The organism is Acinetobacter sp. 1130196 (assembly GCF_000588095.1).
Taxonomy (GTDB): Bacteria; Pseudomonadota; Gammaproteobacteria; order Pseudomonadales; family Moraxellaceae; genus Acinetobacter; species Acinetobacter nosocomialis.
The window spans coordinates 71344-87122 of record NZ_JFWX01000004.1 but is presented as its reverse complement, the minus strand read 5'-3'; the positions used below and the strand labels follow the sequence as shown (position 1 = coordinate 87122).

At 40.1% G+C, this 15779-nt stretch carries 13 protein-coding genes; 10 read left to right on the top strand and 3 right to left on the bottom strand.

The genetic code is table 11. The features are described 5' to 3' along the window. Window positions 1-281: 281 nt before the first annotated feature. Both J671_RS08350 and purL read right to left on the bottom strand, forming a co-directional pair. On the bottom strand, window positions 282-1496 hold the full coding sequence (locus J671_RS08350) for a multidrug effflux MFS transporter (protein ID WP_031981974.1): 1215 nt from the start codon (window positions 1494-1496) through the stop codon (window positions 282-284). Between the two features lie 82 nt (window positions 1497-1578). Next, window positions 1579-5412: a phosphoribosylformylglycinamidine synthase gene (purL, locus tag J671_RS08345; RefSeq protein WP_031981973.1), complete on the bottom strand. Its 3834-nt coding sequence runs from the start codon at window positions 5410-5412 to the stop codon at window positions 1579-1581. 309 nt (window positions 5413-5721) lie between these two features. Between purL and J671_RS08340 the strand changes: the two genes are divergently transcribed. From J671_RS08340 to pal, 10 genes are all read left to right on the top strand, one after another. Continuing rightward, a complete protein-coding gene (locus tag J671_RS08340) occupies window positions 5722-7062 on the top strand; it encodes a deoxyguanosinetriphosphate triphosphohydrolase (protein WP_002052941.1) in 1341 nt (446 codons plus the stop codon). 91 nt (window positions 7063-7153) lie between these two features. Beyond that, complete coding sequence (gene ruvA / locus J671_RS08335; RefSeq protein ID WP_004707498.1) at window positions 7154-7753, top strand: Holliday junction branch migration protein RuvA; 600 nt, start codon at window positions 7154-7156, stop codon at window positions 7751-7753. A gap of 8 nt (window positions 7754-7761) precedes the next feature. Next, complete coding sequence (gene ruvB, locus J671_RS08330; protein ID WP_002052424.1) at window positions 7762-8766, top strand: Holliday junction branch migration DNA helicase RuvB; 1005 nt, start codon at window positions 7762-7764, stop codon at window positions 8764-8766. 204 nt (window positions 8767-8970) lie between these two features. Next, window positions 8971-10305, top strand: a complete 1335-nt coding sequence (locus tag J671_RS08325) for a M20 family metallopeptidase (RefSeq protein ID WP_031981971.1) — start codon at window positions 8971-8973, stop codon at window positions 10303-10305. Window positions 10306-10514: 209 nt separating this feature from the next. Further along, window positions 10515-10922: a tol-pal system-associated acyl-CoA thioesterase gene (gene ybgC, locus J671_RS08320; RefSeq protein WP_002052673.1), complete on the top strand. Its 408-nt coding sequence runs from the start codon at window positions 10515-10517 to the stop codon at window positions 10920-10922. Window positions 10923-10946: 24 nt separating this feature from the next. Further along, window positions 10947-11645 carry a protein TolQ gene (tolQ, locus tag J671_RS08315; RefSeq protein ID WP_031981969.1) on the top strand — a complete coding sequence of 233 codons (699 nt, stop codon included), beginning with the start codon at window positions 10947-10949 and terminating at the stop codon, window positions 11643-11645. Beyond that, a complete protein-coding gene (tolR, locus tag J671_RS08310) occupies window positions 11645-12097 on the top strand; it encodes a protein TolR (RefSeq protein WP_002052868.1) in 453 nt (150 codons plus the stop codon). The genes tolQ and tolR overlap by 1 nt, the downstream gene beginning before the upstream one ends. Before the next feature lie 3 nt (window positions 12098-12100). Beyond that, entirely contained in the window at window positions 12101-13537 is a 1437-nt protein-coding gene (gene tolA / locus J671_RS08305) for a cell envelope integrity protein TolA (RefSeq protein WP_031981968.1), read from the top strand. 90 nt (window positions 13538-13627) lie between these two features. After that, window positions 13628-14908, top strand: coding sequence for a Tol-Pal system beta propeller repeat protein TolB (gene tolB, locus J671_RS08300; protein WP_002052600.1), 1281 nt, complete (start codon window positions 13628-13630; stop codon window positions 14906-14908). Window positions 14909-14935: 27 nt separating this feature from the next. Continuing rightward, window positions 14936-15499, top strand: coding sequence for a peptidoglycan-associated lipoprotein Pal (pal, locus tag J671_RS08295; RefSeq protein ID WP_002052670.1), 564 nt, complete (start codon window positions 14936-14938; stop codon window positions 15497-15499). A gap of 54 nt (window positions 15500-15553) precedes the next feature. Here pal and J671_RS08290 read toward each other — a convergent pair whose 3' ends face one another. Next, entirely contained in the window at window positions 15554-15742 is a 189-nt protein-coding gene (locus J671_RS08290) for an NF038105 family protein (RefSeq protein ID WP_004707487.1), read from the bottom strand. Window positions 15743-15779: the final 37 nt, after the last annotated feature.

Here is a 15779-nt window from a genome sequence, read left to right as displayed (position 1 = left end):
TTATGAATTGCTAAATAATCATCTAGATAGCTCGAAAATTTATTATTTACTTTCTTTAAAATTCATCATTTATGAAAGAGTTACGATTTAATAGATCAAATGTTAAGGTAAACTCACCTAGTGACAAACAATATGTATACAAAACATCGATTTCCCAAAACCCCTCACAATCATGATAACGATTAACAAACTTATCTAGTAATACAGTTGCGGTATCTAATAATCTTTTCTTCATTTATCTAAAGACAATAATATAGAAATAAAACTTTTATCATAATTAATCAAAGATTTGCATTATCTACAATCTTTAACTGCCTCTTCTCATATACGGTCATCATAAATGCTAAACCACATAAAATGACAAAACCGCAAGTCATTGGAATTAATGTGCCGTTATATAATTGCCCAATAATAGAGGCAAGAATAAGTGACAAAACGGAGGACGCTGCACCAATAATAGCCGATGCCATGCCGGCAACATGCCCCATTGGCTCCATTGCAATCGCATTTAAATTACCAAATAGAGTTCCAAATAATAAGAACAGAATGCAGGCATAAAGCATAAACATCCAAAATGCTACAGTCACACCTATAAGTTGAATCCCTAAGAAAATAATTGAAATTAAGCAAAGACCGAGAAATCCATAAATACAGATTGGACGCATACCAAATTTCATGACAATTTTAGAATTGGTAAATGAAGCAATGCCCATTACACCAGCAAGCACAGCAAAATAAGCACTAAATTCTTGCCCAGTTTTACCAAATTGCTGCATAAAAATTTGTTGAGAAGTTCCCAAATAACCAATAAATCCACCAAAACAAAAGCCTGCACATAGCAAATAGCTCATGGTGGTTTTATTACTCACTACTTCTTTAAAGCCCTCTTGAAATGCTTGTAAACGCATAGGTAAACGGTTTTCAGGAATTAGTGTCTCTTCTAATCGTAGAGCGACCCATGCCCCAACGACTAGTGCATACGCCATGTATAAAACAAAAATATCACGCCAACCAAAGAAATGAATAATAAGCTGCCCCAGACTTGGTGCAATCGCAGGTGCAACCATAAAGACCATCATGATTAAAGACATGATACGGGCCATTTGAGCACCGCTGTATTTATCTCTAACAATTGAAATAGAAGCAACATAAGGCCCAGAAACCCCAATACCTTGAATGAAGCGTCCTACTAAAAACCATTCAAAACTTTGTGTGGTAAAGCACAATAAACTTCCCAAAAAGTAAATGATGATACCGGTAAATAAAATGCGCTTACGGCCGATTGCATCGGATAGCGGTCCCGCTATAAGCTGACCTATTGTCATACCGGAAAAAATACCAATGATGACCCATTGAGTCTGATTATTATTCTTTAATTCAAAAACTCGTCCAATCTCACCTAAGGCAGGTAAAACTGCATCTATCGAAAAAGAAACAATAGACATGAGTAATGCCATCAGAAGTGCAAACTCACGGAAATGGATTTTTGAATTCATTTTTCTTCTCTACTATTTATTTTATTCACATTGTACTACATACAAATAAGCCACCTGACGGTGGCTTATTTCAATTTTTATATTATCCAATAAACTTACGTGCATTACGGAACATACGTAACCATGCACCGTCTTCAGTCCACTCTTCTGGACTCCAAGAGTGTTGAATTGCACGGAAGGTACGCTCTGGGTGCGGCATCATAATCGTTGCACGACCGTCTTTAGATGTTACACCAGTAATCGCTTCCGGCGAACCGTTCGGGTTCAATGGATAATGTTGAGTCGGGTTACCGTGACTATCAACATAACGCAATGCAACTTGATTCGCTGCATTTAAGCTTGCAATATCAGCTTCGCTAGCAACTGCACGACCTTCACCATGTGCTACAGCAATCGGTAAAATCGAACCTTCCATACCATCTAGTAATACAGAAACAGATTTTTCAACACGAACGTTTACGCTACGCGCTTCAAAAACTTCTGACATATTACGATGGAAACGTGGCCAGTGTTCAGCACCCGGAATAAGCGGTGCTAATTGTGACAACATTTGGCAACCATTACAGATACCTAAGCTAAACGTACCTTCACGGTGGAAGAATTGCTCGAATTGATCACGTAATTTTGCATTAAACAGAACTGATTTTGCCCAGCCACCGCCAGCACCCATTACGTCACCGTAAGAGAAACCACCACAAGTTACCAAGCCTTCGAAATCACTTAGGCTTACACGACCAGCAAGTAAATCACTCATGTGCACGTCAACGGTATTGAAACCAACCTTGTCAAAGGCTGCCGCCATCTCAATATGACCATTTACGCCTTGCTCACGCAAGATTGCCATATTCGGACGACGTGTGTTAATGAACGGTGCTTCAATAGGTTCATTCAAGTCAAATGTTGGTTTAGCAATTAAGCCTTGATGTGATTTATCAGTAATTAAAGCAAATTCTTGGTCAGCAGTTTCTACGTTATCACGTAAACGTTGGATCTGATGAGATACTTCAGACCAAGCTTGTTGTAACTCTGCACGCTCTAGTGTTAAGCCATTTACAGATAATTGATCGGTGTTATTTACACGACCAACTACAGCAATTGCATCTTTTAAGCTAGAAGCAGCAACTTCTGCTTGTAAAGCTTCCCAATCAACTGCTTTGATTTGAACTACTGCACCAATTTCTTCTGCAAATAAGCCCGCAGTAGTTTGGTTCTCTAATGCTACACCTAAACGTGAAGCAAACATCATTTCAGCTACAGTTGCAAGTAAACCACCATCACCGATGTCGTGGTAAGCTTGAATCAAGCCACGGTTATTCCAGTCTTGAATTAAAGCAAAGAACGCTTTGAAATCATCAAAACTATCAACGTCTGGAGTGATTGAACCAATTGCTTTATATACTTGAGCAAGAATCGAACCACCTAAACGGAACTGACCTTTAGATAAATCAATACGTACAAGTACTGAATCTTCTAAATTCTTAAGTTCAGGCGTTAAAGTCTTACGAACATCAGCTACTGGAGCAAATGCAGTAATTACACCAGTCATTGGAGAGGTTACAGCTTTATCTTCACCGTTATCATTCCAAGTGGTACGCATTGAAAGTGAGTCTTTACCTACAGGAATCGCAATTCCTAAAGCAGGACACATTTCCATACCAATCGCTTTCACACCTTCAAACAATGCTTGGTCTTCACCTTTTTGACCAGCAGCAGCCATCCAGTTTGCTGAAAGTTTGATATCGCTAATTTGTTCAATGTTTGCACATGCAATATTGGTAATTGCTTCAGCAACTGCCAAACGAGCAGACGCTGCTGGATTCAACAATGCAACTGGCGGACGCTCCCCCATTGCCATTGCTTCACCAGTGAAGCCTTGTAGGCTTGTAGTCGTTACTGCTGCATCTGCAACAGGAATCTGCCAACGACCAACCATTTGGTCACGTGCAACCATACCTGTAATTGAACGGTCACCAATGGTGATCAAGAATGACTTAGATGCAACTGTAGGATTTTTCAATACACGGAAAATAGCATCTTTCAAATCAACTTTTGAAGCGTCAAATTCGTTACCTTTACGTTCAATTGTTTCATAAGAACGTTGCATACGCGGTGTACCACCAAGCATCACTTGCATTGGGATATCAACTGCGTTGTTTTGGAACAATGGATCTTCAACAGTTAAGTGACGAGCTTCAGTTGCTTCACCTAACACGGCAAACGGACAACGTTCACGAGCACAGATTGATTCGAACTGTTCTAAAGACTCTGGACGAATTGCAAGAACATAACGCTCTTGTGCTTCATTTGACCAGATTTCCATTGGGCTCATGCCCGGCTCTAATGAAGGAATCTTACGAAGGTTAAGAACTGCACCTAACTCGTGGTCGTTTACAAGCTCAGGCATTGCATTTGATAAACCACCAGCACCTACGTCATGAATAGATACGATTGGGTTGAAGTCTTCTAAACGCCAGCATGTATCAATCACTTCCTGACAACGGCGTTCCATTTCTGGGTTTTCACGTTGTACAGATGCGAAATCAAGGCTTTCCCCCATTGTGCCGCTATCTACAGAAGAGGCTGCACCACCACCAAGACCAATTAACATCGCAGGACCACCCAATACAATGAGCAGATCACCCGGTTGAATCGCATCTTTTTCTACATGGTCAGGACGGATGTTACCGTAACCACCAGCAATCATGATTGGCTTATGGAAGCCCTTCACTTCACCATTTACATTTTGTTCGAAAGTACGGAAATAACCATTTAATGCAGGACGACCGAATTCGTTGTTAAATGCCGCGCCACCTAATGGACCTTCAATCATAATTTGTAATGGCGATGCCATACGTGAAGGTTTACCGTAGTTTTCTTCCCAAGGTTGTTCAAAACCAGGAATATTTAAGTTAGAAACTGTAAAGCCTGTTAAACCCGCTTTTGGTTTACCACCACGACCAGTTGCACCTTCATCACGGATTTCACCGCCTGAACCTGTTGCTGCACCAGCAAATGGAGAAATTGCTGTTGGGTGGTTGTGCGTTTCCACCTTCATTAAAATATGAGCAGCTTGGCTCTTATATTTGTAAACAAAATGACCGTTTTCATCTGCTTTCGGATAAAAACGCATCGTGTCATAACCAACAATTACAGAAGCGTTATCTTTATATGCTGATAACACGTCAGTTGGAGATTCTTTATAGGTGTTTTTAATCATTTGGAACAATGATAATGGTTGTTTTTCACCATCAATTGTCCATTCAGAACCGAAGATTTTATGACGACAATGTTCAGAGTTTGCTTGTGCAAACATCATTAACTCGATGTCATTTGGGTTACGACCAAGTCGAGTAAATGCTTCTGTTAAATAATCAATTTCTTGTTCAGATAAAGCAAAACCAAATTCGTTGTTGGCTTTTACTAATGCTTCTTTACCTTGACCTAAAATATCAATTGAATTTAAAGGTTTTGGTGCTGTTTCTGAAAATAGTGCTTTTGCATCTTCAATTTGTGCAAAAACAGTTTCAGTCATACGGTCATGAAGTACTTGTTTTACTTCATTAGCAATTTCAGAAACACCTTTTAACGTAAATAAAAGACCACGTTCTAAACGGTGAACTGGTGTATTACAGTTCTTGAAGATATCAGTTGCTTTAGAAGACCAAGGTGAAATAGTACCCACACGTGGTGTCACTAAAATCTGAATCTCATCACTTGCAGGTTGACGAAGTTCAAAAGACTCACCGTCATTTAATAATTGCAAAGCAGATTGATGTTGCTGCTCGTTGAGCGCTTGATCAAACAAATAGACCCATTGGCTGTCAAAAGATTGAACAGAACTAATTGACGATAAACGTGTTAATAGTTGAGCTTTCTTAAAAGAAGAATGTGCTGCTGCACCGGCCACGATAAACATGTTGATTTTGGCTCCACGGGCAGGTCTTGTGAACCTTACCGCAATGTGACTTTAGAGAGAGCGCATATTCTACTGTGTCTTGCTAAAATCAGCTAGATGTAGAATCAGTATTCTGTAACCTAATTCTGCAAGAAGTGACGTGTTTTTTGTTCAAAATCATTTTTTTAATCATTCTCACTCAAAATAAATTGTTTCATGTTTATTCAATAACATAATAAAACCTGAACTAAGACAAACTATGTCGCACCACGCTAGTGCTTTTAAGTTTTTTTTGGCATGATCAGGCTTTATAGTTTTGAATAATGATAAATGGAACAAATGCGTTGGTTAGAACTGCTTTCTGCGGTTCGTTTAGGTAGCAAAAAAAGCAGTACAGAGCTGGCTCGTAGCCCATTTCATAAAGATTATGACCGCATTATATTTTCACAAAGTTTTCGTCAGTTAAACCGTAAGACCCAAGTTCACCCTTTAGCACAGCATGACGGTATCCATACCCGTTTAACTCACTCCCTTGAGGTTTCCTGTATTGGCCGTTCCATGGGCATGCTGGCAGCCGAAAAAATAAAAGATGAATTGCCCGTTTGGATTTCTCCTGCCGATGTCGGTGCAATCATTCAAGCAGCCTGCCTTGCTCATGATATTGGCAACCCACCCTTTGGTCATGCCGGCGAGTATGCGATTCGTGAATGGTTTGACGATGCCTCACATAATGATTTTCTAAAAAAATTAACTCCCGAAGAAGAAGCCGATGTTCGTCAGTTTGAAGGCAATGCTCAAGGTTTACGCTTATTAACCCGTATTGACTATCATCCAGATGATGGAGGAATGCGTTTAACTTACGCGACCTTAGGCGCTTATTTAAAATATCCTTGGCTTTCAAAAACAATTGCTTCCCAAGGCGATCGTCCCTCTCACCAACGGGCGAAATTTGGTTGTTATCAGTCTGAAAAAGAAATTTTAAAACAAATTGCTGAACAGCTTGGTCTCATTCAATTAGGTGAATATCACTACTGCCGCCATCCACTCACCTATTTATTAGAAGCAGCAGATGATATTTGCTATGCCCTAATCGACTTAGAAGATGGCATTATTTTAAATATGCTGCACTATCAAGAAGTTGAACCGATTTTTCTGAACTTAATTGCAGATTATGGTCAACCTGAAGAGTTGTCACAGCCGAGCAGTACATGGCAACAAAAAATTTCGGCATTACGTGGCCGTGTTATGAAGCGTCTGGTTGATGAAGTCACAACAGCTTTTGCTAAGCATCAGTATGAAATTATTACGGGTCAGCTTCAAGGTAGCCTTTTACAATACTGCTCGCCAGATATTGCTAAAGGTATTGAAACAGCTAAAAATCTGGCTCGTGAAAAAATATTTGAACATCCACAAAAGTCTGGTTTAGAAATTATTGCTCATCAAAGTTTGCAAACTATTCTTGATGCATTTGTACCATTAACCATGCCGCATAAATCTTTAAGCTTTAAAGAGCAACGTTTAATGTCTATTCTCCATTTATACGGTGCTCGCTTTAGCAACAACCACTACAACAATATCATGCAGGTACTCGATATTATTAGTAAGTTTTCAGATCATCAGGCTTATAGCTTGGCGCAAGAGCTACAAGGTAATAAAATCGGCTTGTTTTAAGTTGCCTTAATATAGAAAGAAATACAGCTGGTGTCGTTTTAATACATTTAGAACGACCAGATTTACAGTTATGAATAAGTGAAATTACGCTATGATCGGATGTTTAATTGGCGAAGTGTTTGCCCTAGAAGCCCCAACTGTCTTACTGAATGTAAATGGTGTGGGCTATGAAATTGATACGCCACTTTCAACATTTTGCCAATTACAAAAAGGCCAGAAAGTTACGCTATGGACGCATTTGGTCGTCCGCGAAGATGCTCAGCAGCTTTATGGTTTTAGTGATGCTCAAGAGAAAACAATTTTCCGCACCTTATTAAAAGTAAATGGTGTTGGCCCGAAAATGGCATTAGGTATTCTCTCTACTTTAAGTGTTGAATTGCTAGTACACACAATTGAACATGACGATGTAAACACTTTGGTTAAAGTTCCGGGTGTAGGTAAAAAAACGGCTGAACGTTTAATGATTGAACTACGTGACCGTTTCAAAACCTTGGCTCAAGGCACTTCAACTGTGGCTACCATGCCTCAAATTCAATTTGCTGCAAACTCTCCTGTTGCTGAAGCAGAAGCAGCATTACAGTCTTTAGGTTATAAACCACTTGAAGCACAAAAAGCTGTAGCTGCGGTTAAAGCCGATTACACTGAATCAGCCGATATTATTCGTGCTGCTCTTAAATCAATGATGAAGTAAATACATTTATGCAAGACCGTCTAATCAGTGGAACAGAAAAACCTGAAGATCATTTTGATCGGGCTATTCGACCGACTTCACTTGCCGATTATATTGGACAGCCAGTTGTACGCGAGCAAATGGAAATTTTCATCGGTGCGGCTCGTGGTCGTGGTGAAGCACTCGATCACACACTGATTTTCGGTCCACCTGGCTTAGGAAAAACCACGCTTGCCAATATTATTGCGCGTGAAATGGGTGGCAATCTCAAATCCACTTCAGGACCTGTTTTAGAGCGTGCGGGTGATTTGGCTGCAATGCTCACCAACCTTGAAGAAGGCGATGTTCTATTTATTGATGAAATTCACCGTCTTTCTCCAGTGATTGAAGAAATTCTGTATCCGGCAATGGAAGATTACCAACTCGATATCATGATTGGTGAAGGCCCTGCTGCTCGTTCAATTAAACTAGATTTACCACCTTTTACGCTCGTTGCTGCCACCACACGTGCCGGCTTACTCACCTCACCTCTACGCGACCGTTTTGGTATTGTGCAGCGTCTTGAGTTTTACTCTGTAGAAGACCTAACTCATATCGTGTCACGTTCTGCAAACCTCATGGATGTACCAATTACAGTTGAAGGTGCAGAAGAAGTAGCTCGTCGCTCACGCGGTACTCCGCGTATTGCCAACCGTTTATTACGACGTGTTCGAGACTATGCACAAGTAAAAGGTACGGGTGAAGTGACTCATGAAATGGCACAACGTGCGCTTGATATGCTCAATGTTGATAAAGCTGGTCTAGATACCTTAGACCGTCGTTATTTGAGCATGTTACTCGAGCGTTTTGATGGCGGTCCTGCTGGAGTTGAAGCGCTTGCAGCTGCCATGGCTGAAGACAGCGGCACACTTGAAGACGTGATTGAACCTTATTTAATTCAACAAGGTTATGTCATGCGTACCGCACGAGGTCGTATAGCAACCAACCAATCTTATTTACAGTTTGGAATGACGCCCCCTGAGCCTAAAAACTAAGCAAAGGAAGAGAGTTTTCTCTTCCTTTTTTAATTTAACTATTCTTTTTAACTCAAATAAAAATTGTCTTATCAATAAGTTAATTACTCTATACCTTTTAAGTCTTTATTTATACCTTATTGATTTTTTAATATTTTTAAAAACTGAATTATAAGAAATCTAGATATTAAATCTTATGAACAATAATATTTTTAGGATAAGGACATGTACAAAAAAGCCGCTTTACTTCTGCCATTCGCCTTAATGAGTCAACTGAGCCTAGCAGATTGGATCAAAGATGCTGCACAACAAAATGAAAATCAGGTCATTCAGTTAAGACAACATATTCATCAAAATCCTGAACTTGGCAATATGGAATTTAAAACATCTGCACTTGTTCAAAAAGAATTAAAGTCTTATGGCATTCAAGTCAAAACGGGTTATGCCAAAACAGGGGTTGTAGGTATTTTAAAAGGAAATAAACCCGGCCCTATTATTGCGCTTAGAGCCGATATGGATGCACTACCTATGGAAGAAAAAAGTGGTGTGCCATTTGCAAGTAAACAAAAAGCAATTTACCAAGGTAAAGAAACCTATGTAATGCATGCTTGTGGACATGATGCGCACACTGCAATGTTATTAGGGGCTGCAAAAATTCTGGCTGCCAATAAAGATAAAATATCAGGTACCGTTGTCTTTGTTTTTCAACCCGCTGAAGAAGGTGGAGCAGATATAGACAATTTCACGCAAGGTGATCAAATCGGATCAAGAAAAATGATCGCAGATGGAGCATTTAGAGACTATAAACCTGAAGCCATTTTTGGCATACATGTCATATCTGGTATGCAAAGTGGACATCTTTATTATAAAGACGGTGCTATTTTAAATAGTGCAGACCATTTACGTATTCAAGTCAACGGCAAGCAAGTACATGGCTCTACTCCTTGGTTAGGTAGAGATCCAATTTATGCATCGGCACAAATGATTAATAATTTACAAAGCCTTATTAGCCGAAGGACTGATCTCACCCAAGGTATGGGGGTAGTGAGTATTGGTAATATTCAGGGTGGCACAGCAGGAAATATAATTCCTGAACAAGTTAATATGGTGGGAACTATTCGTTCTAATAACGAACAGATACGGGCAAATATCTTAAAAATTTTCCCAGCCATGATAGAGCATAATGCTCAAGCCAATGATGTGACTGCTAAAGTTGAAATTGCGCCCTATGCTCCAGTAACAATGAATGACAAAGCACTGACTCAACTTATTCAACCCACATTACTCAAGGTTGTTGGAGACTCAAAACTTCATGTTTTGGATCATAATGCAAGCGCAAGTGAAGATTTTGCCTATTATGGCAAATTAATGCCCTCATTTTTTATTTTCTTGGGTGCAACACCAGAAAATCATGATTTAACTCAAGCTGCACCAAATCATAGTCCCTATTTTATTGTAGATGATAAGGCCTTAAAAACAGGAACTGAGCTGCATATAAGATTTGTATTAGATTATCCCAATATAGCTAAACAAGTTCAGGCTGCGTGGAAACAGTCTTAACTTAACAATATGCTTGCATAGAGGGTACCGTTTTAGACAACAAAGACAGCCATCGCAATTGAAAGGTTGTGCCATAGGACTTAGTATGCAATCTGCTAAACTGCCCCGTATTTAAAAGCAGATGTATGACTTGAGATAGAACTGATGTTTTATTCAGCAGTCATATTTTAAATATAAAGCTCTATAGTGAACTAAAACGGAATACTCTCATGGCGAATCATTTTGAATTCAACATTCGTGTTTATATCGAAGATACGGACGCAGGTGGTATTGTTTACCATGCCAACCACATTCGCTATATGGAGCGTACCCGTACAGAATGGCTCCGCGCTGCTGGTGTTGACCATTACTGGCGTCAAAAAGATTACAACTTTGTTGTTCATAAAATTGATGTGAAATACATGCGTCCTATTTTAATGGATGACTTAATTACTGTTACAGCACGTGTAGTTTCATGTAAAGCTGCGTCATTTGTGTTGCAACAAAATATTTATCGTGGTGAAATCTTGCTTGCTTCTGGCGAGGTTGAATTGGCATGTTTAAGTAAAGAAATGATGCCACGTCGCCTTCCTGAAGAAATACGTGATCTTATTCGTAAAGAATTGGAACAAGACTAAAAAAAGCAACCGGCATATGTAACTATGGCAACAAACATTGAATCAACCCTGCATATTTCTGACCTTATCTTACAAGCAAGTCCAGTCGTCCAATTGGTCATGCTAATTTTATTGTTAGCATCAATCTTTAGTTGGTACTTAATTGCCAAGTTACATATGGGTTATAAAAAAGCACGTCAAGGTGATGAACATTTCCAAAAAATGTTCTGGTCTGGTGCTGAACTTTATACGCTCTATAACAACGCACAACTCAATTCAAAACGCTCAGGCCTTGAGGATATCTTTTATCAAGGACTGAGTGAGTTTTTCAAACTTAAAAAGCGTAACGCGTCTACCTCTCAAACGATCGAAGGCACCGAGCGTATTTTACGTGTAGGTTTAAGTCGTGATCAGGGTACCCTTGAATATGGCCTAGGCACTCTAGCAAGTATCGGTTCTGTTGCTCCATATATCGGTTTATTCGGTACAGTTTGGGGAATCATGAATGCCTTTATCGGTTTGGCTGCCGTTGATCAAGTGACTTTAGCAACAGTTGCGCCGGGTATTGCTGAAGCGCTTATTGCAACTGCTATTGGTTTATTTGCTGCAATTCCTGCGGTATTAGCTTTTAACCACTTTACGGCTAAAGGTGAAAGCGTCTACTCTGACCGCGCACTATTTGCTGAAGAAATGATTGCTTTATTGCAACGTCAATCTGTGGGTTCATCACAGGAAGATGCATAATGGCTATTCAACGTTCAGGGCGCTTTGAGCGCATAAAAAAACCATTAAAAAGTGACATGAACGTCGTCCCTTATATCGATGTAATGCTTGTGCTTTTAGTCATTTTCATGGTGACTGCTCCCATGATTACTAGCGGTATTAAAGTCGACTTACCTCAGGCAAATAATCGTCCAATTGAATCAAAAGATATGCCAGCCATGGTAACCATTGGTAAAGACGGCAATATTTATCTTCAATATCAAGACTACAAAGATAACGAACCACTTTCTCGTGAAAAACTTGAATCTGTTTTAAGTGAAGCACAAAAGCAAGCTGAACAAGAAAACAAACAGCTTACGGTTTTAGTGAATGGTGATAAATCTCGTCCTTATGGCGAAGTCGTATCATTGATGGCAAGTTTACAAGAAGCAGGTTTAACGCAAGTTGGCCTTCTGACAGAGCCTTTAAAATAAGCTATGAACAAAAATCAAAAGCCTCCGTTTAAACAAAATGCAATTGCATTGGGCTTCACACTTGGAGTTCATGCAATTGCTATTGTCGGCTTGCTTTTTTTAGGCTTGAGTAAACCACCTGAACAGCCAAAAAAGCTGACGACTATTTTAGTTAAGCCAGAAGATTTACCACCGCCTTTAGCAAAAGAAGTTGAGCAACAAACCACAGCAGAAAATCAGGCTGAAGAAGTTTTAAGTCCGATTGTGGATGAAAATGTTCCTCAAAATATTCCAGCAGTACCAGTGCCACCTCCTCCACCAACAGCACAACATCTGGTTGCCCAAAAGCAAAAAGCTGAGCAAGCAAAATTAGCTGAGGAAAAACGTAAAGCTGAAGAAGCGGCTAAAGCGAAGCAAGCTGCGGAACAACAACGTTTAGAGGAAGCTCAAAAACAGCAGGCTGAAGCTAAGCGTCAAGCTGAAGCGAAAGCTGCAAAAGTTGAAGCTGAACAAAAGCGTAAAGCTGAAACTGAAGCAAAAACTAAACATGAACAAAGTGAAGCTCGCAAAGTTGCTGAGGAAGCCAAACGTAAAGCTGAGGCTGACGCAAAACTAAAACGTGAAGCAGAAAATGCAAAACTTCAGGCACAGCAAGAAGCAAAACGTAAGGCTGAAGCTGAGGCAAAAGCTAAACATGAAGCCCGAAAAGCTGCGGAAGATGCTAAACGTAAAGCAGCTGAAGAGGCGAAAGTTAAACAGCAGAAAGTAGCTGAGGAAGCCAAGCGTAAAGCTGAAGCTGATGCGAAAGCCCAAAAGCAGAAAGCGGCTGAAGAGGCTAAGCATAAAGCTGAAGCTGATGCGAAGGCCCAAAAGCAGAAAGCGGCTGAAGAGGCTAAGCGTAAAGCTGAGGCTGATGCAAAAGCCAAACAGCAAAAAGCGGCTGAAGAGGCTAAGCATAAAGCTGAAGCTGACGCGAAGGCTAAAAAGCAGAAAGCGGCTGAAGAGGCTAAGCATAAAGCTGAAGCTGACGCGAAGGCTAAAAAGCAGAAAGCGGCTGAAGCTGATGCGAAAGCGAAACAGCAAAAAGCGGCTGAAGAGGCTAAGCGTAAAGCTGAGGCTGAGGCAGAAGAAAAAGCTGCATCTGCCAAAAAAGCACAGGAAGAAGCTGCACAGAAAAAGGGTGAAGCCAAAAAAATTGCATCTTCAGCGAAGCGTGATTTTGAACAGAAAATTCGAAATGCTTGGGATATCCCAGCAGGAACATCGGGTCAGAAAGCAACTGCGCGTGTCACTCTCAGCGATAGTGGAGCTGTATTATCAGTTATTGTTAGCTCTAGCAACCCAGATGTTAAAGCGAGTGTTGAAGCTGCGATTCGTTCTGCTGCACCTTACCCAATGCCATCCGATCCTGATGCTCGACGTGAAGCAAGGTCATTCAGTTCAACATTTACTGCAAAATAAGTATATTGTTACATGCTTTAAATAGTTTAAGGCATGTAACTATGTTACAAAATCCACAGTCACAAAAATGCCTTCAATGACTTTAAACCTATGAAAACGACCCGCAAACACCTTCTAGCCTTAACGTTGCTTACAGCATTAAGTCCTCTTGCACCGACAGCTGCCTTTGCTCAATTACATTTAGAAATTGCAAAAGCACCTGATCAGGCGCCAAAAATCGCTATTGTTCCATTTAATAATGACAATGGTCTCTACCCTATTGTTGAGACTGACTTAAACCGTTCAGGCCGCTTTACAAGTTCATCAAAAAATTTACCTGCAAATGCTGCAATTAATCAAATTCAAGCATCTGATTGGCAAGCTGCTGGTATTCCATATGTTGTTACTGGACAAATTAAGCAAACGGCTGATGGGTTTGAAGTTCATTACCAGCTTTATGATGTGCAAAAACAGCAATATCTTTTGAATGAATTGCTAAATGTTCCTGCTTCACGTGTGCGTCAAGCAGGACATATGGTAAGTGACGCTATTTATCAAGCATTGACTGGTATTGCAGGTGATTTTAGTGGTCGTATTGCCTATGTACTACGTAATCCCGCAACCCCAGCGGAACGTTACACCTTACAAATTGCAGATACAGATGGTGAACAACCAAAAACTGTTCTCTCTTCACGCGACCCGATTTTGTCTCCGGCATGGACTCCGGACGCTAAAAAAATTGCTTATGTTTCTTTTGAAACTAAACGCCCAGCAATTTACTTACAAGATCTCTCTACAGGAACACGTGAAGTACTGACTAGCTTTAAAGGCTTAAATGGTGCACCGAGCTTTTCACCAGATGGTAAATCAATGCTATTTACAGCATCAATGAACGGTAACCCTGAAATTTATCAAATGGATTTATCAACTCGCCAAGTCAAACGTATGACAAATGACTCAGGCATTGATACAGAAGCACGTTATACACCAGATGGAAAAGCTTTTATTTTCACATCTGACCGTGGAGGCTCTCCTCAAATTTATCGCTATGATTTTGGAGATGGCTCAGTAAAACGTTTAACATTTAAAGGGTCGTTTAATGCTCGTGGCACTTTAAGTGCAGATGGTAAAAAAATTGCACTGGTGCATCGACCAAGTGGCAGTAACTATAAAGTTGCTATCCAAGATATTAATACAGGCATTGTCAATATTCTTACCCCAACCAGTTTAGATGAATCACCAAGTTTCTCACCAAATGGGCAAATGGTGGTTTACGCAACTCGTGAAGGAAACCGTGGTTTACTGTCTATCATGTCCACTGATGGTCGTTTCCGTATGAATTTACCGAGTGAGCAAGGTGAAGTACGTGAACCAGCCTGGGCACCTAAATAACTTTTTCTTCCATTGATGGAGATGATGATGAAATCAATCAAATATTTGGCTTTTCCTCTACTTAGTGTAGCGCTTGTCATGACAGGTTGTGCGAGCCGTAAACCAGCAACGACTGCAAATGCTGGTACTACAAACCCAAGCACCGTAAACACAACAGGTTTAAGTGAAGATGCTGCATTAAATGCCCAAAATTTGGCAGGTGCTTCATCAAAAGGTGTAACTGAGGCAAATAAAGCTGCTTTAGCTAAACGTGTTGTTCACTTTGATTACGACAGCAGTGATTTATCTGCTGAAGACTATCAAACTCTTCAAGCCCATGCTCAATTCCTCATGGCCAATGCAAACTCAAAAGTTGCATTAACTGGTCATACAGATGAACGCGGTACGCGTGAATACAACATGGCTTTAGGTGAGCGTCGTGCAAAAGCCGTTCAAAGTTACCTTATTACAAGTGGTGTAAATCCACAGCAACTTGAAGCGGTAAGTTATGGTAAAGAAGCGCCAGTTAATCCAGGACATGACGAATCAGCATGGAAAGAAAACCGCCGTGTTGAAATTAACTATGAAGCGGTTCCTCCCCTATTAAAATAAAACATCTAAAAAAATAAACGCCCAAATATGGGCGTTTATTTTTGCATTCTTAATTTAAGAAGATTTATTGTCCTCTTCTTCTGAATGTTGCATTGACTCAATCAAATCGTGCTTATTAAAAGCTTTATATTCAGGTTTTGCTTCATAATCTTTCCAAGCCTCCTGAACACTTTCTTTCGAAATTTCTTCTAAATTGATTGGTTCACCTGCCGTTGGGGTCGCATCAAACTTCTTAGTTGTCATTTCGATTCTCCTAAATATACATTCCTTTGCTATGCAA